Source organism: Actinomycetospora sp. NBRC 106378 (assembly GCF_030269685.1).
Classification (GTDB): Bacteria; Actinomycetota; Actinomycetes; order Mycobacteriales; family Pseudonocardiaceae; genus Actinomycetospora.
The window spans coordinates 288,250-311,092 of the sequence record NZ_BSTT01000006.1 but is presented as its reverse complement, the minus strand read 5'-3'; the positions used below and the strand labels follow the sequence as shown (position 1 = coordinate 311,092).

General features: G+C 72.8%; 22 protein-coding genes. 13 read left to right on the top strand and 9 right to left on the bottom strand.

Going from position 1 to position 22,843, the window contains the following annotated elements; all coding sequences use genetic code 11:
• Positions 1-3: 3 nt before the first annotated feature.
• Positions 4-261 carry a hypothetical protein gene (locus QSK00_RS16600; RefSeq protein WP_285592233.1) on the bottom strand — a complete coding sequence of 86 codons (258 nt, stop codon included), beginning with the start codon at positions 259-261 and terminating at the stop codon, positions 4-6.
• Between the two features lie 41 nt (positions 262-302).
• On the opposite strand from QSK00_RS16600, the gene QSK00_RS16595 reads away from it, so the two are divergent.
• Positions 303-563, top strand: coding sequence for a hypothetical protein (locus QSK00_RS16595; protein ID WP_285592232.1), 261 nt, complete (start codon positions 303-305; stop codon positions 561-563).
• On the opposite strand, the gene QSK00_RS16590 is transcribed toward QSK00_RS16595, so the two are convergent.
• The gene (locus QSK00_RS16590) at positions 564-1,751 is read right to left on the bottom strand and encodes a PQQ-dependent sugar dehydrogenase (RefSeq protein ID WP_285592231.1); all 1,188 of its coding nucleotides are present in this window, start codon (positions 1,749-1,751) and stop codon (positions 564-566) included. It abuts the gene before it with no gap.
• Between the two features lie 81 nt (positions 1,752-1,832).
• Here QSK00_RS16590 and QSK00_RS16585 point away from each other — a divergent pair, with 81 nt between their 5' ends.
• Positions 1,833-2,768: a 2-hydroxyacid dehydrogenase gene (locus QSK00_RS16585; protein ID WP_285592230.1), complete on the top strand. Its 936-nt coding sequence runs from the start codon at positions 1,833-1,835 to the stop codon at positions 2,766-2,768.
• Positions 2,769-2,872: 104 nt separating this feature from the next.
• On the opposite strand, the gene QSK00_RS16580 is transcribed toward QSK00_RS16585, so the two are convergent.
• Positions 2,873-4,168 (bottom strand): DUF222 domain-containing protein, encoded by a 1,296-nt coding sequence (locus tag QSK00_RS16580; RefSeq protein ID WP_285592229.1) that lies wholly within the window; start codon positions 4,166-4,168, stop codon positions 2,873-2,875.
• Between the two features lie 368 nt (positions 4,169-4,536).
• Between QSK00_RS16580 and QSK00_RS16575 the strand changes: the two genes are divergently transcribed.
• Positions 4,537-5,196: a DoxX family membrane protein gene (locus QSK00_RS16575; protein ID WP_285592228.1), complete on the top strand. Its 660-nt coding sequence runs from the start codon at positions 4,537-4,539 to the stop codon at positions 5,194-5,196.
• Here the strand turns inward: QSK00_RS16575 and QSK00_RS16570 are convergent.
• The 4 genes from QSK00_RS16570 to QSK00_RS16555 form a co-directional block, all read right to left on the bottom strand.
• On the bottom strand, positions 5,168-5,692 hold the full coding sequence (locus QSK00_RS16570) for an LbetaH domain-containing protein (RefSeq protein ID WP_285592227.1): 525 nt from the start codon (positions 5,690-5,692) through the stop codon (positions 5,168-5,170). The genes QSK00_RS16575 and QSK00_RS16570 overlap by 29 nt on opposite strands.
• 104 nt (positions 5,693-5,796) lie before the next feature.
• Positions 5,797-6,264, bottom strand: coding sequence for an LbetaH domain-containing protein (locus QSK00_RS16565; protein ID WP_285592226.1), 468 nt, complete (start codon positions 6,262-6,264; stop codon positions 5,797-5,799).
• Between the two features lie 69 nt (positions 6,265-6,333).
• Positions 6,334-8,175: a dihydroxy-acid dehydratase gene (gene ilvD, locus QSK00_RS16560; protein WP_285592225.1), complete on the bottom strand. Its 1,842-nt coding sequence runs from the start codon at positions 8,173-8,175 to the stop codon at positions 6,334-6,336.
• A 99-nt stretch (positions 8,176-8,274) separates the two neighbouring features.
• A complete protein-coding gene (locus QSK00_RS16555) occupies positions 8,275-8,907 on the bottom strand; it encodes a PH domain-containing protein (RefSeq protein WP_285592224.1) in 633 nt (210 codons plus the stop codon).
• A 266-nt stretch (positions 8,908-9,173) separates the two neighbouring features.
• On the opposite strand from QSK00_RS16555, the gene QSK00_RS16550 reads away from it, so the two are divergent.
• The 10 genes from QSK00_RS16550 (at position 9,174) to QSK00_RS16505 (ending at position 21,275) form a co-directional block, all read left to right on the top strand.
• On the top strand, positions 9,174-11,078 hold the full coding sequence (locus tag QSK00_RS16550; RefSeq protein WP_285592223.1) for an acetolactate synthase large subunit: 1,905 nt from the start codon (positions 9,174-9,176) through the stop codon (positions 11,076-11,078).
• Complete coding sequence (gene ilvN, locus QSK00_RS16545) at positions 11,078-11,578, top strand: acetolactate synthase small subunit (RefSeq protein ID WP_179794297.1); 501 nt, start codon at positions 11,078-11,080, stop codon at positions 11,576-11,578. Before QSK00_RS16550 ends, ilvN begins: the two co-directional genes overlap by 1 nt.
• A 42-nt stretch (positions 11,579-11,620) precedes the next feature.
• A complete protein-coding gene (gene ilvC, locus QSK00_RS16540) occupies positions 11,621-12,625 on the top strand; it encodes a ketol-acid reductoisomerase (protein ID WP_285592222.1) in 1,005 nt (334 codons plus the stop codon).
• 368 nt (positions 12,626-12,993) lie between these two features.
• Positions 12,994-13,947 carry a hypothetical protein gene (locus QSK00_RS16535; protein WP_285592221.1) on the top strand — a complete coding sequence of 318 codons (954 nt, stop codon included), beginning with the start codon at positions 12,994-12,996 and terminating at the stop codon, positions 13,945-13,947.
• 243 nt (positions 13,948-14,190) lie between these two features.
• Positions 14,191-15,759 carry a phosphoglycerate dehydrogenase gene (gene serA / locus QSK00_RS16530; RefSeq protein ID WP_285592220.1) on the top strand — a complete coding sequence of 523 codons (1,569 nt, stop codon included), beginning with the start codon at positions 14,191-14,193 and terminating at the stop codon, positions 15,757-15,759.
• Positions 15,760-15,902: 143 nt separating this feature from the next.
• Positions 15,903-16,949, top strand: coding sequence for a 3-isopropylmalate dehydrogenase (locus QSK00_RS16525; protein ID WP_285592219.1), 1,047 nt, complete (start codon positions 15,903-15,905; stop codon positions 16,947-16,949).
• A 3-nt stretch (positions 16,950-16,952) separates the two neighbouring features.
• Positions 16,953-17,885: a hypothetical protein gene (locus tag QSK00_RS16520; protein WP_285592218.1), complete on the top strand. Its 933-nt coding sequence runs from the start codon at positions 16,953-16,955 to the stop codon at positions 17,883-17,885.
• A 10-nt stretch (positions 17,886-17,895) separates the two neighbouring features.
• On the top strand, positions 17,896-18,690 hold the full coding sequence (locus tag QSK00_RS16515) for a fumarylacetoacetate hydrolase family protein (RefSeq protein ID WP_285592217.1): 795 nt from the start codon (positions 17,896-17,898) through the stop codon (positions 18,688-18,690).
• Positions 18,691-18,721: 31 nt separating this feature from the next.
• Positions 18,722-20,425, top strand: a complete 1,704-nt coding sequence (gene lysS / locus QSK00_RS16510) for a lysine--tRNA ligase (protein WP_285592216.1) — start codon at positions 18,722-18,724, stop codon at positions 20,423-20,425.
• A gap of 91 nt (positions 20,426-20,516) precedes the next feature.
• Positions 20,517-21,275, top strand: coding sequence for an alpha/beta fold hydrolase (locus QSK00_RS16505; RefSeq protein WP_285592215.1), 759 nt, complete (start codon positions 20,517-20,519; stop codon positions 21,273-21,275).
• Here the strand turns inward: QSK00_RS16505 and QSK00_RS16500 are convergent.
• Together QSK00_RS16500 and QSK00_RS16495 are read right to left on the bottom strand one after the other, a co-directional pair.
• Entirely contained in the window at positions 21,272-22,123 is an 852-nt protein-coding gene (locus QSK00_RS16500) for a transketolase family protein (RefSeq protein ID WP_285592214.1), read from the bottom strand. The two genes, QSK00_RS16505 and QSK00_RS16500, sit on opposite strands and share 4 nt — an antisense overlap.
• Positions 22,123-22,815 (bottom strand): thiamine pyrophosphate-binding protein, encoded by a 693-nt coding sequence (locus tag QSK00_RS16495; protein ID WP_285592213.1) that lies wholly within the window; start codon positions 22,813-22,815, stop codon positions 22,123-22,125. Before QSK00_RS16495 ends, QSK00_RS16500 begins: the two co-directional genes overlap by 1 nt.
• Between the last annotated feature and the right edge of the window lie 28 nt (positions 22,816-22,843).

Sequence of the window (22,843 nt, the reverse complement as noted above, 5' to 3'; positions counted from 1 at the left end):
GGATCAGTCGTCGGCGACGGTGTCGATCGAGGCCTTCAGGCCCCGGTTGACCTCGTCCAGCTCCAGGGTGCGCGACCCCTCGTTGAGGGTGATCGACTGGATGACGGCCCAGTTGACCAGCACCATCGCATTGTTGTCGAGGTGGTAGCGGTGCACCTTGGCGCCCTCGACGAGCTCGTGGAGGTGGGCGGCGACGTCGTCCATCGGCTCCTCGAACTTGAGCGTGAGCGGAATCTGCGGAAGGGACACGTAGACGGTCACGGACCGATTCTACGATTGTTCAGGGTGGGGAGGAAGAATTCATGGAGATCGATGGTATCGAGGTCCTGGAATCGCCCGAGGACCACGGCTACTCGTGGCGCTGGGACGATCCGCGGGGTTTCGAGTCGGAAATCCTGTGGGACCGTCAGATCGGCTACCTGACCCTCGGCACCCGGGTGCCGCCGGGCGGCTGGACGCACTCCACGCTCGACGTCGAGCGGTGGGGCCACGCGCGCACGGTCTACGAGGCCCGGGACGCCGTCGAGCGCTACGTCACGCGGGCGACGGCGAAGCCGGACTGATCACTCCGGACCCGAGCCACCGCCCGAGGGCGGCTTGATCCGGACCACGCGGTCGTCGGTCGCACCGGGGGCGCCGCCGTCCTTGTTGACGGTGCCGAACCAGACGAAGCCGTCGGAGGCCAGGTCGGCCCCCGAGATCCGGCCGTAGGTGTTCTGCAGGACGGTCTGCGGTGCCCCGACGAAGCGGCCCTCGGCCGTCGGGTTGAGCACGAAGAGCCCCTTCGCGTCGCTCAGCCCGACGAGCAGCGTGCCGCCGCCCGCGGCACAGCCCGCGACGCCGGGCCGGTCGGGCCAGGTCCACGCGGGGGCCGCTGCGGCGGCCGTGCCGACGGGGGCGCCGGGCCGGACGGCGAGCAGCACGTCCCGGGTGCCCGTGCGATCGGTGACCCAGGTGGTGTTCGACGACGGGTCGGCACACGCGTCGCCGGGGGAGTGCAGGCCGGACCCGACGATCGGCGACGCCGGGTCCGGGTTGCCCGGGGCCGGGCGCCCGAAGGGGTCGATCCGCAGCAGCTTGCCGGCGAGGGAGGTGGGTCCGGGGTCGGGTGTCCCCGCGTCGCCGGTCGCGACCAACAACGTCCCGTTCGGCTCGACGCCGACCGTGCCCCGGTTGTCCGAGGCTCCCCGCGGGATGCCGGCCAGCACCGGCTTCGGGGTGTCGCCAGGAGCGATCCGCAGCACGGCGTTGCCCGACGGCGTCGTCGCGTAGGCGTAGAGGAGCTGGTCCTCGTCGTAGCTGGGGGAAAGGACGAGGCCGGTGAGCCCGCCGTCGCCCGCGGCGTCCACGGCCACGGTGGCCACGACCTGCGGCGCGGTCTGCGGGGCGACCCGCAGGATGCGGCCGGTGGTGCGCTCCGCCACGAGCGCCGCCTGACCGCCCGGGAGCGTGACGACCGCCGACACCGGGGCGAGGCAGGTGGCGACCACCTGCGGGTCCGGGTCGACGCAGGGCCCCGACGGCGGGGCGCCGCCCGGCGCGGACGGTGCCTGTGGTTCCGACGGGGCCGGCGACTGCGGCTGCGGGGCGCGCTCGGCCCCGATCTCGGGTTTGTCGCGCCACGTCGCGTCCGAGGCGTCGGGGAACCGGGCACACCCCGCGACGAGGGCGACGAGCACGACGGCGAGCCCGACGACGCGGGCGACCCGACCCGCCGGTCCACCCCGTCGCTGCGCTCGCCCCGATGACATCGCGCTCAGCGTAGGCGGCGCCGACTGAACCCGTCGTGAGCCCCGCGGGCCGGTCCGGGGGTGGTCTAGCCTCACGCCCCGATGAGTGACGACACCCTGACCGTGCTGGTCCCCGACGAGGTCGGCGAGCGCGAGCTCGCGCGGGTCGACGGCGTCCGGGCGGTCCGGTACGACGAGTCCGCCGGCGTCGACGGGTTGCCGGCCGAGGCCGCCGAGGCGCAGGTCTTCGTCCCCGGGTTCCTGGGCGCCGACGCCGCCCGGGACCTCCTCGCCGCGTGCCCCCGGGTCCGCCTGGTCCAGCTCCTGACGGCAGGTGCGGAGAAGTTCGTCGGGGTCCTCCCCGACGGTGTGGCGCTCTCCGACTGCAAGGGCGCCCACGGTGGTGTCACCGCGGAGTGGGTGCTCGCGGCGATCCTCGCGGTGCTGCGCGAGATCCCGGAGTTCGTGCGCCACCAGGTGGCCGCGCACTGGGACCAGCACCTCACCGACACCCTGACCGGCAGGAGCGTGCTCCTCGTCGGCGCGGGCGACCTCGCCGAGCAGACCCGACGTCGGCTCGAGCCCTTCGACGTCGGGCCGGTCACGCTGGTCGGGTCGCGCGCCCGCGAGGGGGTGCACGGCGTCGACGAGCTGCCCGACCTGCTGCCCGATCACGACATCACCGTCCTGCTCGTCCCGCTGACCGACGCCACCCGGGGCCTGGTCGACGCCGCGTTCCTCGCCGCGATGCCCGACGGGGCGCTGCTGGTCAACGCCGCCCGCGGACCCGTCGTGGACACCGACGCCCTGCTCGCCGAGCTCACCGCGCAGCGGCTCCGGGCGGCCCTCGACGTCACCGACCCCGAGCCGCTCCCGGCCGACCACCCGCTCTGGCGCGCGCCGAACCTGCTGATCACCCCGCACGTCGGCGGCAGCGTCCCGGGACACCTCGAGCGGGCCTACCGCGTCGTCGTGCCGCAGATCGAGGCGGTCGTCGCGGGGGAGGACCCGCCGAACCTGGTGGTCGGCCAGTACTGACGGCCCTATGGTTGGCTCCGGCGGGGCGACCTCTGTGTCGCACCCTCGGGTGCTGACTTCACCGCAGCGTTCTGCGCCGAGGCGCCCCGCCTCCCACCAAGCCGTCATGGTCCGGCTCGGCTGGTGTAGGTGTGGCCGGTCGGGGTGGTGGTCTGCACGGTGTGGGGTTGGTCGCCGTAGCCGTCGTGGAGGAGCTCGTGGCGCCACCCGGGGAGTTCCTTGTCCTCGTTGTGGCGCACGCAGCCACCGCGACCGTTCCCGAAACTCGTCGGGCCGCCGGCTTTGCGACCCTTGATGTGGTCCAGGTGCCGGATCGGGGCGTCGCAGAACGGTTCGCGGCACCAGCCGTGATCGCGCCAGGTGACCAGCTTCGCGAGGAACCCGTCGAACAACCGCCGCTGCGGGTCACCCCCGACCAGACCGCCGTGGACGGGGTGGGCGAACAGTCGCCGCCACCACCGCTGCCCGCCGGTGTAGCGCAGCAGGTCGGAGACGATCCCGGACGGCAGCGGGCCGTGCCCGACCAGTTCGGCGGTCTTCGGGCTGTCCGGGTCGGTCAACGCGTCGAGCGGGAGCACGATCCCGACCTCGACGTTGACGTCCTCGGCGTAGACCTGCCCGGTGAGTCGCTCCACCAGGGTGTCGGCGATGATCTGATCCCGGGTCCGGTCCTCGGTGTCCCCGGTGGCGATCAACGAGTCGGCGTACTTCCGGAGCGCGGCGATGCAGGCGACGCCCTGCTCGACGGGCAGCAGGCCGGAGAGCACGGCCATGGTGTCCGGCGCCGGGCGCAGCGTGACCCGCCGGTCCTTGCGGGCGGTGCGCCCGCGGGCGGTGAATCCGATGGGGTCGGCCTCGTAGGCGAGTTTCTTCACCGCCGCGACGGCGGCCTTGCGGCCCAGTTCGTCGAGCCCGGCCTCGGCGGCCTGCTTGTCGACCAGGCGGCGGGTCTCGGGGTCGAGGTGGCTGGTCAACGAGACGATCTGCTCGGCGAGCCATTCGCTGATCCGCCCGGCGGCGAGCAGCGCCCGGGTGCGGGGCAGGTCCGACGCGAGAGCCCGCGCCGCCGACAGGCGTCGGTCGGCGACGTGCGGGGAGACGTGGGCGGCCAGGGCGATCTGGTCGGCGATGCCGCGGCCGAGTTTCTCCGGGTCCAGCCGGCCGGTGGCGATCTGGGCGAGCTGCGCTTCGACCTGGGCGCGGCCGAACGCGACCATCGCGGAGTGCTGGGCCGCCGCCACTGCCGCGCGGGCCCGTTCCAGGACCGCGATCCGGTCCACACAGGCGGCGCCATCGTCACCAGGAGCCGGGTCGGTCGGGAGTTCGGCGAGTTCGCCGAGGCGGGTGAGCAGCGCGGTCAGCTCCTCGCCGACCGCGTCCACCGCCTCGTTCGAACTCATGTTCGCAAGCTAGCAGCGACCCCCGACAGTCACGGCCATCCCAGCGCCGCCACCAGCGAGAATGCGGCGAACCTGGCGTCCAGTGACAGCAACGACGCTTTCCTGCCACCGAGAAGCCGGTGCCTGTCGAAATCCGGGCGGCAGGCTCGACGGCAGGACGACCTGCCTTCGCGCATCGGAAGGAACTCCCGTGGATCCGGCTTCGCCGATCCCGACGGGAACACCTGGGCCGTGCAGGAGCTGCGGGTGCGGGGCGAGCGCCCGCTCATCCTTGTCGAGGCCCGGGGGCGGTTCGGCGCCACGGACTGAACCGTCCGGCCCGCGCGTCGAGCCGTCACCCGTCCGTGGGCGACCTAGGCTGCCTCGTCGTGAGCCTGTGGCGGCGGGAGCGGGTCGAGGGCGGCGGCGACCTCGCGTTCCTCGGCTTCGAGGGTGCGCCGAGCGACACCGCCGTCTTCCCGTGGCGCGAGGAGCGGCACGCCTCGACGCTCGACGAGCCCGTGCCGACCACGACCGTCGTCGCCGTGCGGCCGTGGGGCACCGAGGTCGGGCTGCTGGTGGCGCGGGTCGTCCTCGGCGTCACGGCGGTGTTCGGCGGGGCGCGGACCCTGTTCGACCTGCCCCGCGGCCACGGCGACGGCACCGCCCACACGCAGGCGCTGCTGACGGGTTACGGCTTCCGCCCGGTCGCCGAGCTCGCCACCGCCCTGGGCTGGGTGCAGCTGGTCACGGGGCTGCTCGTCGCGGTGGGGGTGTTCGCCTCGTTCGCCGGCTCGGCGCTGCTCGCGGTCGCGCTGGTCGCCCTCGTCGTCACGCTGCCCGCCGCCTGGGCCTCCGGCACCGTCGGCCCCGCCGAGCTCCCGCTGTTCGCGGTGGCGCTGGCCGCGGTCGTCGTGCTCGCCGGACCCGGCCGCATCAGCGGGGACGCCGACCGGCCCTGGTACCGGGCCCAGACCGCGGTCGGGCTCACGGCCGCCGTCATCGCGGTCGGGTCGGCCCTCACCGTCCTGCTCGCGATGCGTTCCTGACGACGGGCGTGGCCCGCTCCTCCCCGCGGGCCCGTGCGAGCGCCCGCGCCTCCACCTCGTCGCGGCGTGCCACGCAGCGGGCGGGGTTGCCGGCCCACACCTCGCCGACCCCGGTCGATCGGGTGAGCACCGCGTTCGCGCCGACGACGGTGTCCCGTCCGACGATCACCGGCCGGTCCGCGCTGCCCGCCACCACCGCCCCGGTGCAGATCACGGCGCCGTCCTCCACGATCACCGAGGGGCGGTCGTCGTGCCGGTGCAGCCACGGCACGGCGTCCCCGAGCATCACGCCCTGGTAGAGGGTCACGTCGGCCCCGATGCGCGTGTACGGCAGCACCATCGTGCCCAGCGCGCGGTGCTGCAGCGAGAGCCGGGGACCGATCTCGACCGTGTCCGGCCAGTCGATCCCGTACAGCGCCAGCAGCTCCAGCGCGGCCCGCCGCACGACCCGGGAGCGGCTGCGGCGGGCGCGAATCAGACGGAGGACCACGGACATGACGAAAATCCTGCGACCGGGACGCCTCCCGCGCAGGGAGCGCCACCCGAACGAGGTGGGAGCGGGCTCCCACTCGTGACCTGCCCGTGCCGGCGCCGTGACCCTCAGGTCCGGAGCCCCTCCTCGGCGACGTTCCGGCTCTCGACGCACCGTGCCGGGTTCCCGGCCCACACCTCGTCCGGCCCGGTCGAGCGCGTGACGATCGCGCCCCGTCGTACGACCGTGCCGCGTCCCACCACCGTCGGCCGGCCCGCACTCCCGACCACCACCGCGCCGTCCTCCAGCACCACGCCGTCGCAGAGGACCACCCGCACCCGGTGGTCGTCGTGGAAGCGCAGCCACGGGACGGCCTCGCCGACGGTGACCCCCCGCCCGAAGGTCACGTCCGCCCCGATCCGGGTCCACGGGTGCACCACGACCCGCGGCGACCGGCCCGGCAGGCGCAGCCCCGGACCGACCTCGACCGTCGACGGCCAGTCGACGCCGCAGAGCGCCAGGGCCTCCAGCGCCACCCGACGGACGAGCGCGGAGCGGCTGCGGCGGGCGCGGAGGAGACGCGGCACGAAGGACACGACTCGATCGTGCGCGACCGGCGTCCGCGGCGACAGGTGGGCCACCCGTTGGAGATCTCCGAAGCGCGCCTAGAGGTCCCGGACCGCGCCGGTGGCACCCGACGTCACGAGCTTGGCGTAGGCACGCAGCGCCGCCGTGAGGTGCCGGCCGCGGTCGGTCCGCGGCTGCCACGGGCGCTCCGAGGTCTCCATCTTCGCGCGGCGCTCGGCGAGGACCTCGTCGTCGACCAGCAGCTCGATCCGGCGGGAGTCGACGTCGATGAGGATCTGGTCGCCCTGCTCGACGAGGGCGATCACACCGCCGGCCGCGGCTTCGGGCGAGACGTGCCCGACGCTGATGCCCGACGACCCGCCGGAGAAGCGGCCGTCGGTGACGAGCGCGCACACCGCCCCGAGGCCCGCTCCCTTGAGGAACGCGGTCGGGTGCAGCATCTCCTGCATGCCCGGGCCGCCCGCGGGGCCCTCGTAGCGCACGACGACGACGTCGCCCGGCTGCACCTCGCGGTTGAGGATGACCGAGACGGCCTCCTCCTGGGAGTCGACCACGCGGGCCGGACCCTGGAAGTGGCGGCCGTTCTCGGGCAGGCCGGCGCTCTTGATCACGGCGCCGTCGGTCGACAGGTTGCCGGTGAGCACGGCGAGCCCGCCGTCGGCGGAGAAGGCGTGCTCCACGTCGTGGATACATCCAGCTGCAGCGTCGGTGTCCAGGGAGGACCAGCGGTTCGTCGTCGAGAACGGCTCCACGGTGCGCACCCCGCCCGGAGCGGCGTGGAACAGCTCCACGGCCTCCTCCGACGGCGACGCGCCCCGGATGTCCCAGCGCCCGAGCCAGCTCTCCAGCGAGTCCGCGTGCACCGCGTGGACGTCGCGGTGCAGCAGCCCGCCGCGGTCGAGCTCGCCCAGGATCGCGGGGATGCCGCCCGCGCGGTGGACGTCCTCCATGTGGAAGTTCGAGTTCGGCGCGACCTTCGACACGCACGGCACGCGGCGGCTGACCGCGTCGATGTCGGCGAGCGAGAAGTCCAGGCCGGCCTCGTGCGCGGCGGCCAGGATGTGCAGCACCGTGTTCGTCGAGCCGCCCATCGCGACGTCGAGCGCCATCGCGTTCTCGAACGCGTGCTTGTTCGCGATCGCGCGCGGCAGCACCGACTCGTCGTCGCCCTCGTAGAACCGGCGGGCGAGCTCGACGACCGTGCGACCCGCCGTCAGGAAGAGGTCCCGGCGGGCGGCGTGGGTGGCGAGGGTGGAGCCGTTGCCCGGCAGCGAGAGGCCGAGGGCCTCGGTGAGGCAGTTCATCGAGTTCGCGGTGAACATGCCCGAGCACGACCCGCAGGTCGGACACGCGGACCGCTCGACCTTGGTGAGGCCGTCGTCGGTGACCTCGCTGGACGCGGACGCGGAGATCGCGGTGATGAGGTCGGTCGGGGCCTGCGCGACGCCCCCGACGACGACCGCCTTGCCGGCCTCCATCGGCCCGCCGGAGACGAAGACGGTCGGGATGTTCAGCCGCATCGCGGCGTTGAGCATGCCCGGCGTGATCTTGTCGCAGTTCGAGATGCAGACCAGGGCGTCGACCGCGTGCCCCTGCACCATGTGCTCGACCGCGTCCGAGATGACCTCCCGGCTGGGCAGCGAGTGCAGCATCCCGCCGTGGCCCATGGCGATGCCGTCGTCCACCGCGATGGTGTGGAACTCCCGCGCGACGCCGCCCGCCTCGCGCACCGCGCCGGCGACGAGCTCGCCCATCTCCCTGAGGTGCACGTGCCCCGGCACGAACTGCGTGTACGAGTTCGCGATCGCGATCAGCGGCCTGCCGAAGTCGTCGTCGGTCATGCCGGTGGCCCGCCACAGGGCGCGCGCGCCGGCGGCGTTGCGGCCCTGGGTGGTGACGCGGGAACGGAGCGGCGGCACAGCGGTCCTCCAGAGACGGTTGCGGTCTTCCGTCCGGAGGCTACGCCCGCCCTTTTCCCGACAAGGCAACCGAGCACGCCGATAGGGGGTCGGTGCGGCTCAGGCCTCCTTGCGCGACGGCTCGGGGTCGTCCGGGGTGTGCTCGGTGGCCGCGCCGGCGGTGTCGGCGTCCTCGGGGGCGGCGGTGTCCTCGGTGTCCTCGGTGGCGTCGGCGTCCTGCTCGGCCCGGTGCTCGCGCAGCTTCGCGACCCGCATGCGCGCGGCCTCGAGCTCGCGCGCGTGCTCGGCGGCGGCCGCCGCCTCCGCGGGCGTGGGCGCGGTGATGCGGTGCCCGGACGCCTCGGCGACGCGGCCGAGATCGCGGATGCGCACCCCGCGCAGCTCGAGCTCGGCGCCCTCGACGGGGACGGCCCGGACCCAGTTCTTCTCCGGCAGCCGCAGACCCGAGAGGTCCGACCACGCCACCGAGCGGGTGCCGACGAGGCCCTGCACGTGCAGGCCCTCCTCGTCGACCCGGGTGCGGGACCGCACGACCCAGACCCCGATCGCGACCGGGACGAGGAAGAGCAGGAACCAGGGCCCGCCCTGGAACGCGATGGGGGACAGGCACAGCGCGAGGAAGCCCACGGCGACGAGCGCGACCGTGGGCACGGCCCGGAACGTCGCCGGCGCGGCCGGGGCGGACGACCCGGAGGTCGCCGTCCCGGCGGGGGTCTGCTGCTCGTCGGCCACGTCCGCGATGGTGCCAGCCGGGGCACGACCCGGCGTCGTGAAGGCCCGGCGTGGTGTGACGCGGGTGATGTTCCGGGGGCGTGCGGGGCCCGTGCTACCGTCTCGGGCATGCAGCGAATTCTCGTACTCGCCGGGCGCGTCAGCGTCTGACGAGCATCGTGCTCGCCGCCTGAAGAATCCTGACGCGCCTGCCCTCTCCGCCTCCCGGCGGCGAGGGTTTTTTCGTGTCCGGGGCCCGTTGACCTTCCACAGAGGCTGAATCACCGATGACCACAGCCAGACCGCGCCCGGCGCCCCGCACCGGCGCGCCGAGCGAGCAGCAGGACTCCGCGGCCCAGGCCGGGACGCCCGGCCGCGCCGCCGCGCCGCGCCCCGCCCGGGTCGACCCCACTCCCGCCACCGGCGCGCAGTCGCTCGTGCGCTCGCTCGAGGCCGTCGGGTGCGACGTCGTGTTCGGCATCCCGGGCGGCGCGATCCTCCCGGCCTACGACCCCCTCTACGACTCCACCCTCGTGCGGCACATCCTCGTGCGGCACGAGCAGGGCGCGGGCCACGCGGCCACCGGGTACGCCCAGGCCACCGGGCGGGTCGGGGTCTGCATCGCGACGTCGGGTCCGGGCGCCACCAACCTGGTCACCCCGCTCGCGGACGCGATGCTCGACTCGGTGCCGGTCGTCGCGATCACCGGTCAGGTCGGGCGCAAGATGATCGGCACGGACGCGTTCCAGGAAGCCGACATCTGCGGCATCACGCTGCCGATCACCAAGCACAACATGCTGGTCACCGACCCGGCGGACATCCCGCGGGCGATCACCGAGGCGTTCCACATCGCGTCGACCGGGCGCCCCGGCCCTGTGCTCGTCGACCTGCCCAAGGACGTGCTGCAGGCGCAGACCACGTTCTCGTGGCCGGCCGAGATGGCGCTGCCCGGCTACCGCCCGACGACGAAGCCGCACGGCAAGCAGATCCGTGAGGCCGCCCGGCTGATCGGCGAGGCCCGGCGTCCCGTGCTCTACGTCGGCGGCGGCGTCATCAAGGCCAACGCGTCGGCGGAGCTCATGGAACTCGCCCGCGAGACCGGCGCGCCCGTCGTCACCACCCTCATGGCGCGCGGCGCCTTCCCCGACTCGCACCCGCAGAACCTCGGCATGCCGGGCATGCACGGCACGGTCGCGGCGGTGGCGGCGATGCAGCGCTCGGACCTGCTGATCGCGCTCGGCGCGCGGTTCGACGACCGCGTCACCGGTGACCTGTCGACGTTCGCGCCGGACGCGCGGATCGTGCACGCCGACATCGACCCCGCCGAGATCGGCAAGAACCGCGTCGCCGACGTGCCCATCGTGGGCGACGCCCGCGAGGTCATCGGCGAACTCACCGCGGCGCTGCGCAACCGGGAGGGGGAGCGCACCGACCTGACGTCGTGGTGGAACCAGCTCAACTCCTGGCGGGAGACGTTCCCGCTCGGCTACGACGAGCCGGCCGACGGCACCCTGTCGCCGGAGTACGTCATCGAGCGCATCGGGAAGATCGCGGGCCCGGAGGCGATCTACTCCGCCGGCGTCGGCCAGCACCAGATGTGGGCCGCGCAGTTCATCGGCTACGAGCACCCGCGCACCTGGCTCAACTCCGGCGGCGCCGGGACGATGGGCTACGGCGTGCCGGCGGCGATGGGCGCGAAGGTCGGGATGCCCGACACCACCGTGTGGTGCATCGACGGTGACGGCTGCTTCCAGATGACCAACCAGGAGCTCGCCACCTGCGCGATCGAGGGCATCCCGATCAAGGTCGCGGTCATCAACAACGGCAACCTCGGCATGGTGCGGCAGTGGCAGACCCTGTTCTACGGGGAGCGCTACTCCAACACCGAGCTCGGGACGCACAAGCACCGCGTGCCCGACTTCGTCATGCTCGCCGAGGCGCTGGGCTGCGAGGGCCTGCGCTGCGAGTCCAAGGACGAGGTCGACCGCGTGATCGAGCAGGCCATGGCGATCAACGACCGCCCCGTCGTCATCGACTTCACCGTCGGCGCCGACGCGCAGGTGTGGCCGATGGTCGCGGCCGGGACCGGCAACGACCAGATCATGGCCGCCCGGGACATCCGGCCGCTGTTCGACGACCCGGAGGCGGGCGGCGCGGACGAGGTCGTGACGGACATCGAGCGGGAGCAGTGATGAGCACCCACACCCTGTCGGTCCTCGTCGAGGACAAGCCCGGCGTGCTGGCCCGCATCTCGGGCCTGTTCTCCCGGCGCGGCTACAACATCCAGTCGCTCGCGGTCGGTCCGACCGAGGAGCACGGGATCTCCCGCATGACCATCTGCGTCAGCGTCGACGAGTTCCCGCTCGAGCAGGTGACCAAGCAGCTCAACAAGCTGGTGAACGTCATCAAGATCGTGGAGCTGGAGCCGACGACCTCGGTCCAGCGCGAACTGGTCATGCTCAAGGTGCGGGCCGACGCCACCGTGCGCTCGCAGGTGCTCGAGGTGACGCAGATGTTCCGGGCGAAGGTGGTCGACGTCGCACCCGACGCCGTCACCGTCGAGGCCACCGGCACGGCTGACAAGCTGTCGGCGTTGCGGCGGATGCTCGAGCCCTACGGCATCCGCGAGATCGTCCAGTCGGGGATGGTCGCGCTGGCCCGCGGGCCGCGCGCGATCGCCGCGAATCGTTAGTACGTCTTTCAGTACGTCAGTCAGGAAGGAACCGCAGTTCCCATGAGTGTCGAGATCTTCTACGACGCCGATGCCGATCTCTCGATCATCCAGGGCCGCAAGGTCGCCGTGATCGGGTACGGCTCCCAGGGCCACGCCCACTCGCTGTCGCTGCGCGACTCGGGCGTCGACGTGCGCATCGGGCTCCCCGAGTCCTCGAAGTCGCGCGCCAAGGCCGAGGAGGAGGGGCTGCGGGTGGTGACGCCGGCCGAGGCCGCCGCCGAGGCCGACCTGATCATGATCCTGGCGCCGGACACCAAGCAGCGCCAGATCTACGCCGACGACATCGCGCCGAACCTGAAGTCCGGCGACGCGATCTTCTTCGGGCACGGCTTCAACATCCGCTACGACCTGATCAAGCCGCCGTCGGACGTCGACGTCGCCATGGTCGCGCCGAAGGGTCCGGGCCACCTGGTCCGCCGCCAGTTCGTCGACGGCAAGGGCGTGCCCTGCCTCATCGCGGTGGAGCAGGACGCCTCCGGCCAGGCCCAGGCGCTCGCCCTCTCCTACGCGTCGGCGATCGGCGGCGGCCGCGCGGGCGTCATCAAGACGACGTTCACCGAGGAGACCGAGACCGACCTCTTCGGCGAGCAGGCCGTGCTCTGCGGCGGCACGTCGGCGCTGGTCCAGGCAGGGTTCGAGACCCTCGTCGAGGCGGGCTACGCCCCGGAGATCGCCTACTTCGAATGCCTCCACGAGCTCAAGCTGATCGTGGACCTCATGTGGGAGAAGGGCATCTACGGCCAGCGCTACAGCTGTTCGGACACCGCCGAGTACGGCGACCTCACCCGGGGCCCGCGCATCATCAACCCGGCCGTGAAGGACGAGATGCGCCGCGTGCTCACCGAGATCCAGGACGGGTCCTTCGCCCGCGAGTGGATCGCCGAGGACGACAACGGCCGCCCGAACTTCACCAAGCTCGAGGAGGAGGGCAAGGCCCACCAGATCGAGCAGGTCGGCGCCAAGCTCCGCGACCTGATGCCGTTCATCCCGAAGCAGTCCCTCTGATCTGCTGCGGTTCCTGACGGCGGGCGCACTCCTCGGTGCGCCCGCCGTCGTTCGTCGTGGGTCCGCCGCCCTGACGTCAGTACTGGCACATGACTGACACCTGACGTCAGAACGGCGCCACTCGCACGAGCGGGCGCCCGACGGCGGCCGTCAGCGCTGGCACATCGCTGACACCTGACGTCAGAACGGCGCCACTCGCACCAACGAGCACATGACGGCGGACGTACCTGATTGGTACGTCCGCCGTCGTCGTTCATCCCCAATGGCAGTACGGCCCCTGCCTGTCCACAGGCCGACGGCTCGTTTCACCACGGTCCGGCCGACCGCCTCACGCTCCGGGCATGAAACGAGGTCGGTGGGCGGACGACATGTCGGCGATCCACGAGGCGGCGGAGGACGACACGATCCATGCGCGCGTTCTCATGGAGATGGGGATGCCCGAGGGCACCATCTATCGCCGGTGTCGAGACGGTGGCCCGTGGACATTGGCCGCACCGGCGACGATCCGGCTCAGCACGGGCACCCCGACCCGGCGCCAGCTCCTCCGTGCTGCACTCGTCTACGCGGGCGATCTTGCCGTCGTCACCGGTCTCGACGCGGCGCGCGCTCACGGTCTACGACGCGGCGAGCTGCCGACGTCGGTCCACCTCCTCATCCCGGCTGCGCTCCGCGTGCAGGGACTTCCTTGGCTGCGCATCGAACGGACGACCCGCCCCTTGGTTCCGCTGACCCGGGACGGACTGCCGGTCGTGCGACTCGAGCGAGCAGTCGTCGATGCCGCTCGCCGGATGCGCGGGGAGAGCGACATCGCCGCTGTCCTCACCGAACCCGTCCAACGACGGATGACCTTGCCAGAGCACCTCTCCGTCGAGTTGGAGGAGGGCAACCGACGGGGGACGGCGACGCCGCGGAAGGTACTGCGGGCCGTGTCGGCCGGCGTGCGATCGGCCGGCGAGTTCGAGTTCCACCGTTGGTGGTTCGCCCACCCCGAGCTGGCGGCGCACGAGGTCCTCTTCAATGTCCGCCTGTACCAGGGTGACCACTTCCTCAGGATCGCCGACGCCTACCTGCCGAGGATCGGTCTCGTCCTGCAGAACGACTCCACCGAGCATCACTTCATGACGACCGAGCAAGTGGTCGAGACGGAGCGGCAGCACCGTGCCTACCGGTCGGCGGGGCTCCATGTGTACGGCGTCCGCCCGACCCGGATCATGAACGACTCGGCGGCCATGCTCGAGGACGTCCTGCAGTCGATCCGGACCGCGGAAGAGCTGCCGACCCCGCTCGTCCGGTGGCAATCGGATCTCCCGCGCACCGGATGAGGCCTGCGCGAGACCTGCGAGTGGCGCCGTTCTGACGTCAGGTGTCAGCGCTGTGCCATTGCTGATCCGCGGAGCGCGGAACGGTGATGTGCGAGTGGCGCCGTCCTGACGTCAGGTGTCAGTGCTGTGCCATTGCTGACGAAGCGGGGCCGGGTGAGCCGGGAGTGAGGTCTATCGACCCAGGGTGTGGCGTACGGCACGATGTGCGCGGAGTCAGCACCGCCGCCGACCCGGGGGAGAAGCATGTCGAAGCCCGTCGTCCTGATGGCCGAGAAGCTCGCCCCGTCGGCGCTGGAGGTGTTCGGCGACGAGGTGGAGGTCCGGCTGGTCGACGGGACCGACCGGGCGGCCCTGCTCGCGGCGGTCGCCGACGCGGACGCCCTGCTCGTGCGCAGCGCCACGCAGGTCGACGCGGAGGTGTTCGCGGCGCAGCGGCGGCTGACCGTGGTCGGGCGCGCCGGGGTCGGGCTCGACAACGTCGACGTGCCGGCGGCGACGGCGGCCGGCGTGATGGTCGTGAACGCCCCGGTCTCCAACATCGTCTCGGCCGCGGAGCACGCCCTCGCCCTGCTGCTCGCGACCGCCCGGCACATCCCCGCCGCCGACGCCGCCCTGCGCCGCGGCGAGTGGGCCCGCAGCCGCTACACGGGCGTCGAGATCCAGGGCAAGACGGTCGGGGTGATCGGGCTCGGGAAGATCGGCCAGCTGTTCGCGAGCCGCATCAAGGCCTTCGACACCCACGTGATCGCCTACGACCCGTACCTGCCGGCCAGCCGTGCCGCCCAGCTCGGGATCGAACTCGTGGAGCTGGACGAGCTGCTGACCCGCGCCGACATGATGACGATCCACCTGCCGAAGACCCCCGAGACGCAGGGGCTGATCGGGAAGGAGGCGCTGGCGCGGACGAAGCCCGGCGTCATCGTCGTCAACGCCGCCCGCGGCGGGCTCGTCGACGAGGACGCGCTGGCCGAGGCGATCCGCTCCGGGCACGTGGCCGGCGCCGGCGTGGACGTCTACGTCACCGAGCCGACCACCCACAGTCCGCTGTTCGAGCTCGAGCAGGTCACGGCGACCCCGCACCTCGGTGCGTCGACCGCCGAGGCGCAGGACCGCGCGGGCACCGACGTCGCCCACTCCGTGCTCCGGGCGCTGCGCGGCGACTTCGTGCCCGACGCGGTCAACGTGCAGGGCGGGGCGGTCGGCGAGGAGGTCCGGCCGTGGCTCGGCGTCACGCAGAAGCTGGGCACGCTGCTGTCGACCCTCGTGGGGCAGCCGGAGTCGATCGTCGTCGAGGTGCGCGGCGAGCTCGCGCACGAGGACGTCGGGGTCCTGGAGCTGGCCGCGCTGCGCGGCGTGTTCGGCGAGGTCGTCGACGAGCCGGTCACGTTCGTCAACGCCCCGGCCCTGGCGGCCGAGCGGGGTGTCCGGGTGAGCGTCGAGACCGCCAGCGAGAGCCCGAACCACCGCAGCCTCGTCACGCTGCGCGCCGACGGCACCACCGTGTCCGGCGCGCTCACCGGCACCGACCAGGTCGAGAAGTTGGTCGAGATCAACGGGCGGTCGTTCGACCTGCGCGCCGAGGGCCACGTGCTGCTCTTCGAGTACACCGACCGGCCCGGGGCGATGGGCCTGGTGGGCACCCGGTTGGGCGAATCGGGGGTGAACATCGAGGCCGCGCAGCTCTCGCAGACGCGGGACCGGGGCTCGTCGCTCATGCTCCTGCGCGTCGACCGGGCGGTCCCGGAGGACGTCCTGGCCCCGATCGGGAGCACGCTGCAGGCCCGGACCACCCGAATGATCCCGTTCGGCTGAGGGTCGGATCGGGCAACGCGGGTACGGGGACATCCCATGGAGTGATCCGGTGCGGAGTCCGGCCGACACGCGCGGTAGCCTCCACCGCAGGTGAGGCCCGGTCGCACCATCGAGGTCGGCCCGTCGGGGGAGGAAGACTGGACATGCGACTCGCGGTGGTTCCCGGAGACGGCATCGGACCGGAGGTCACCAACGAGGCCCTCAAGGTCCTCTCCGAGCTGGCCCCGCAGATCGAGTCGACGCACTACGACCTCGGCGCCGCCCGCTGGCACTCCACCGGCGAGCTGCTGCCCGAGTCGGTGCTCACCGAGCTGCGCGAGCACGACGCGATCCTCCTGGGCGCCGTCGGCGACCCGTCGGTGCCCAGCGGCATCCTCGAGCGCGGGCTGCTGCTGCGCCTGCGCTTCGAGCTCGACCACCACGTCAACCTGCGGCCGGCCCGGCTCTACCCGGGGGTGCGTGGGCCGCTGTCAGCGCAGCCCGAGGTCGACCTCGTCGTGGTGCGCGAGGGCACCGAGGGCCCCTACGCCGGCACCGGCGGGCTGCTGCGGAAGGACACCCCGCAGGAGATCGCGACCGAGGTCAGCATCAACACGGCCTTCGGGGTGGAGCGGGTCGTCCGCGACGCCTTCACCCGCGCCGCGAACCGCCCGCGCCGCAAGCTGACCCTGGTGCACAAGACCAACGTCCTCACCCACGCCGGCTCGTTGTGGTCGCGCGTGGTCGAGGAGGTCTCGCTCGAGCACCCGGACGTCTCGGTCGACTACCAGCACGTCGACTCGACGACGATCCACCTGGTCACCGACCCGTCGCGCTACGACGTGATCGTCACCGACAACCTGTTCGGCGACATCCTCACCGACCTCGCGGCCGCGGTCACCGGTGGCATCGGGCTCGCGGCGTCGGGCAACCTCGACGTCAGCCGCGCCAACCCGAGCATGTTCGAGCCGGTCCACGGCTCGGCCCCGGACATCGCCGGCAAGGGCATCGCCGACCCGACGGCCGCCGTGCTGTCGGTCGCGCTGCTGCTCGACCACCTCGGCGAGCCCGAGCTGGCCCGCCGCGTCGAGGCCGCCGTCGCGTTCGACCTCGCCACCCGCGACCACCAGAACCCGGGCGGCACCAGTGCGGTCGGCGACCGCCTCGCCGCCCTGGTCTCCAGCGTCGCGGGAACCCGCAGCCTGGCCTGAGCCGTGCGCGGCTCCCTCGACGACCTCCTCGCCCTGCTCTGGGGCGCAGGAGGTCTCGTCGTCTCCGGGTACTTCCTCTACCTCGCCCTCGGCCCCGGGAGCCTGGGCAACCCGTGGCCGCTGACCGGGCTCGCCGTCGTCGCCCTCGTCGGGTTCTCGACGGTGGCCGTGCGCCATCGCCGTGCCGCGAAGGCGGCCCGCGCGGAGCGGGAGTCCGGCCCCGTCGGCGGCTGGCGGGTCACCCCGCGGGTCCCCGACGCCGGCCCGGTGCCGGTGGGGGTGCCGGCGAGGGTGCCGGCCCCGCCCGCCCCGGAACGCTCCTCCCCGCCGGAGCTCTCGGTCGGGGGGCGCGCCGAGCTGGCCCGGGTGGTCGGCGTCCTCGACCGCGCCGGCCTCTTCCGGCCGCGCCCCCCGCGGCCGGTCGACCTCATGGAGGCGGTGGCCGACGCGGGCGAACCGGTCACGGCCGCCACCGTGCTCTCGGGGTTGTGGGAGATCGAGTACTGGCACCCGGAGGCCGACCCCGCCCCGATGCGGGCGCTCGCCTTCCACGACAGCCACGTCGAGCAGCTCGAGGACACCCTGCGCGAGCAGGTCGCCGACCTGGCCCGCCTCACCGGGGCCGACATCACGGTCGAGCACCTGGAGGTGGGGGAGCGTCGGACCGAGCTGACCCTCGCCGTCGTCGGGAAGGCCCTTCCGTTGAGCTGGGCGAGCCACCCGAAGTACCTCTCGACGGTGCTGCACGCGGCCGTGGCACGGGCGCTGCCCGAGGTCCCGCTGGCGTGGACCTGGTCCGACCAGGGGGCCTGGCTCGCCGTGCCCCGCACGGACCTCGCGACCCTGAACGCCGAGCTCGGACGGGCCGGGGACTGGAGCCGCGTGGCCGACGAGGAGCCGATGGCGGCCGGGGAGCTGATCCGGCCCGGCGACTAGGGTGGTCGGCGTGCGTCTTGCTCGGATCTCCCACGCCGACGGTGTCTCGTTCGCCGCCCTCCAGTCGCCCACCGCCGCCGGTGGCAGCCCCGAGAGCGGGGACATCTGCGCCGAGATCGCGGAGCACCCGTTCGGCGACCCGACCTTCACCGGCCGCACGTGGCCGCTCGCGGACGTCCGCCTGCTCGCGCCGATTCTGCCGTCGAAGGTGGTCTGCATCGGCAAGAACTACGCCGAGCACGTGGCCGAGATGGGCGGCGGCGACGCCCCGGCCAACCCGCTGATCTTCATGAAGCCGTCGACGAGCGTGATCGGCCCGGGCCTGCCGATCCTGCGCCCCGCCGACTCCGAGCGGGTGGACTACGAGGGCGAGCTCGCCGTCGTGATCGGGGTGCCGTGCCGCGACGTGCCCGAGGCGCGGGCGAAGGACGTGGTGCTCGGGTACACCGTCGCGAACGACGTCACCGCCCGCGACCTGCAGTCCTCCGACGGGCAGTGGACCCGGGCGAAGGGGTACGACACCTTCTGCCCGCTCGGACCGTGGATCGAGACGCAGCTCGACCCGTCCGACCTCGCGATCGAGACGACGCTCGACGGCGCTTCGGTGCAGAAGTCGCGCACGAGCATGCTCATCCACGGCATCGAGAAGCAGATCGCCTACATCTCGCGGGTGATGACGCTGCTGCCCGGCGACACGATCCTCACCGGCACCCCCGCCGGTGTCGGTCCGATGGTCGACGGCCAGACGGTGTCGGTGACCGTCGAGGGCATCGGCACGCTGACGAACCCGGTGCGGGATCGCTGATGGGCGAGCGCAGCGACGGGGGACGGCTCTGATGGCCCGCAAGCGCGGCGGTGAGGCCGCCGAGTCGACCTCGCAGGACTGGGTGGCGACCCTCGCCGACGACGTCGTCGCCAAGGCCGAGCCGGGGCGCACCATCGTCTGCGCGAGCGGATTGAGCCCGTCCGGGCCGATCCACCTGGGCAACCTGCGCGAGGTCCTCACCCCCCACCTGGTCGCCGACGAGATCCGCCGTCGCGGCATCCCGTGCGAGCACGTCATCTCCTGGGACGACTTCGACCGTTTCCGCCGCGTGCCGAAGGGCGTCGAGGGCATCGACGACTCCTGGGCCGAGCACATCGGCAAGCCGCTCACGGCGGTCCCGGCACCGCGCGGCAGCGCGCACCCGAACTGGGCCGAGCACTTCAAGGCGCCGATGATCGCGGCGCTGGACGAGCTCGGCGTGCCGTTCCGCGGGATCTCGCAGACGCAGATGTACACCTCGGGCGCCTACGTCGCGCAGACACTGCTCGCCATGCGCGAGCGCTCGCGCATCGACGCGGTGCTGGGTCGCTTCCGCACGAAGAAGACCCTCCCCGAGGGCGACGACGTCGAGGAGGGTCCCGACGACGAGGCGGTCGGCTCGGCGACCGGGGAGTACTTCCCCTACAAGCCGTTCTGCTCGGCGTGCGGCAAGGACGACACCACGATCGTCGCCTACGACGACGACTCCACCGAGATGACCTTCACCTGCGCGTGCGGGTCGTCGGAGACCGTGCAGCTGTCGGAGTTCACGCGCGGCAAGCTCGTGTGGAAGGTCGACTGGCCCATGCGCTGGGCCTACGAGGGCGTCGACTTCGAGCCGAGCGGGGTGGACCACTCGTCACCGGGGTCGTCGTACGAGGTCGGCGGTCTGCTGGTGTCGGAGATCTTCGGCGGCCGGCAGCCGATCGGCCCGATGTACGCCTTCGTCGGCATCTCGGGGCAGGCCAAGATGTCGTCGTCGAAGGGCGGCGTACCGACCCCGTCGTCGGCACTCGAGGTCTTCGAGGCGCCGCTGCTGCGCTGGCTCTACGCCCGTCGTCGTCCGAACCAGGCCATCAAGGTCGCGTTCGACGCCGAGCTCTCCCGGCTCTACGACGAGTGGGATGCGCTCTCGCGCAAGGTCGCGGGCGGCACCGCCCCGCCGATCGAGGCGCTCGGGCACGCGCGGTCGGTCGCGACGGCGGAGCGGCCCCTGCCGACCACGCCGCAGCCGGTGTCGTTCCGGACCCTCACCTCCGTCGTCGACGTCACCACCGGCGACCCGGAGCAGCTCGGCCGCATCCTCACCGGCCTGGTGTCGAGCGACCCCGAGGAGCCGGTCACCCTCGACGACCTGCGCCCGCGGTTGGACCGTGCGGAGGCGTGGGTCGAGCACTACATGCCCGAGGAGTCGCACACGCGGCTGCTGGCGGCCCCGGACACGGCGCTGCTGTCCTCGCTCGACGACACCGACCGCGAGTCGCTGCGGTTGCTGCTCGACGGGCTCGAGCAGGACTGGTCGCTCGAGGGCCTGACGACGCTCGTCTACGGCGTGCCGAAGCAGCAGGCCGGCCTGCCGCTGGACACGAAGCCGACCGACGAGCTGAAGGCCGCGCAGCGCCGCTTCTTCGTGCTGCTCTACCGGGCGCTCGTCGGCTCGGAGACCGGGCCGCGCCTGCCGACGCTGCTGCTCGCGGCCGGTCCGGAGGCCGTGCGCCGCCAGCTCGGGTCCTGACGACGGGTCCCGCGCGAGAAATCTCGCGGGGCTCGTCGAAAAGCCTTGGGTCCATCCGACGTCCGGTCAGAGACCGGATCCGGGAGGAACCATGAACGACACCGCCGCGTACGCCGACGTCAACGGGCTGCACCTCTACCACGAGGTGCACGGCAACGCTGGCACGCCGCTCGTGCTGCTGCACGGGGGCCTGCTCAACATCGAGATCGCGTTCCGGGACCTGATCCCGGGCCTCGCGACGCGGCACCGGGTGATCGCGGTGGAGCTGCAGGGGCACGGTCGCACCGCCGACATCGACCGCGAGATCACCCCCGCGAACTCCGCCGCCGACGTCGTCGCGCTGCTCGACCACCTCGGGATCGGCGCCGCGCACGTGCTCGGCCACAGCATGGGCGGGGCGGTGGCGATGGAGCTCGCGGTCTCCCACCCCGACCGCGTCCTCTCCGTGGTCGCCGCGTCGGTCACCGTGCGGCCGGAGGGCATGCACCCCGACCTGATGGACTCGGCGAAGCACGCCACCTCCGATCGCATGCCCACCGCCGAGGACTTCACCGCGATGTCGGAGACCTACGCGCGGCTCTCCCCGCACCCGGACCACTTCCAGGACTTCATGACGACGCTGTCGAGCTCCGCCGCCGACCTGCGCGGCTGGAGCGACGAGGCGCTCGCGGGGATCACCGCCCCGGTCCTGTTCGTGCAGGGCGACCGGGACTTCACCACCCTCGAGCACGCCGCGCTCATGGTCGACCTCGTCGCCGGCTCGCAGCTCGCGATCCTGCCCGGGACGACGCACATGCAGGTCACCGGTCACCCGGCGCTCCCGGTCCTGCTCGAGGGGTTCCTGGCCTAGAGCGGCAGGTCGTGGTCGCCGTACCGGTGCGACTCCTCGCGCGGGTACCCGATCATGACGGTGCGGTGGGGCCGGTCGGACAGCGCCTCGGCGACCACGCGGGCGGAGGTTCCCTCCAGGTAGGGCTCGACCATCGTCACCGTCGGGACCTCCCCGACGGCGGCGCGCAGCCCGGCGGCGTCGAAGGGGCGCACCGTCGAGGTGTAGAGCACGGTCGCGTCGGGGCGGGCGGTGGCGAGCACCCGGTCGAGGGTCGGGCCGACGGCGATCACGACGTCGTCGGGCGACCCGCGCCGGACCGTCTGCAGTCCGTCGCCGTGGTGGGGCGCCGCGTTCGTCGCGCTCGACAGTCGGACATAGACCAGGCCGTCGCCGTCGATCGACTCCCGGACCAGCCGGTCGGCCTCCTCGGGGTGCCCGGGCACGTGGATCGTCCAGCCGGGGAGGGTGTCGACGACGGCGACGTCCTCGGGGGCCTCGTGGGTCCGGCCGATGCCGGGCTGGTCGTAGGAGGCGCCGATCGAGACCAGCACCGCCCCGACGCCCTGGTGGCCGAGGTCGAGCTTGAGCGACTCGTAGGGGCGCTCGACGAGGAACGGCGCGTAGGAGTGCACGACCGGGCGCAGACCGGTGAGCGCCAGTCCGCCGGCCGCACCGAGCATCAGCTGCTCCCGGATACCGACGTTCACGACGCGGTCCGGGTGCCGCCGCATCAGGTCGGGAACGGGCTCGGCGCCCGCGGAGATGTCGGCGAGGACGAGGACCGTGCGGTCGTCGGCGTCGATCGCGGCGGCGGTGGCGTGCAGGAACGCCTCGCGCATGGTGCTCGTGGTGGTCGCGGTGGTCATCACGACTCCTTCGACTCGACGACGGCGATCACCACGAGCGGCCGGTCGTCGTGTGCGGCGGTCAGGGCGGTCTCGAGGACGTCGTGGTCACGGCCGTCGACGGTGATCGCACGCCACCCCTCGGCGAGGAACAGCTCGGCGAGGTCGCCGCGGTGGGTCGCGGAGTCGTTGTCGACCACGACCGTCGTCAGGTTCGACATCCCGGAGCGCCCGGCGTAGGCGAGGGCCTCGTGGTTGGAGCCCTCGTCGAGCTCGGCGTCGCCGACCAGGACGTACACCCGGGGCGTGGTCAGCCCGCGGATCCGCAGCCCGAGCGCGGTCCCGACGGCGAGCGGGAGACCGTGCCCGAGCGACCCCGACCCGATCTCGACGCCGGGTACCAGCACCCGGTCGGGGTGCAGGCCGAGCCGGGAGCCGGGACGGGCCCACGTCGCGAGCTCGGCCTCGTCGAGGAACCCGTGGGCGGCGAGCACGGCGTAGTACGCCATCGGGCCGTGGCCCTTGGAGAGCAGGAAGCGGTCGCGGACCGGGTCGTCGGGGTGGGCCGCGTCGACGTGCAGCACGCGGTCGTAGAGCACGTGCAGCACGTCGAGGGTGGAGGTCGCCGCGGCGGAGTGCTTCTCGTCGCCGGTCATGAGCGACATCAGCCGGTGCAGCTCGGCCGGGTCGGTGGGAGGTCGCACGGTGGTCATGTCGAGCACCGTGCAACCTCGACCTCGC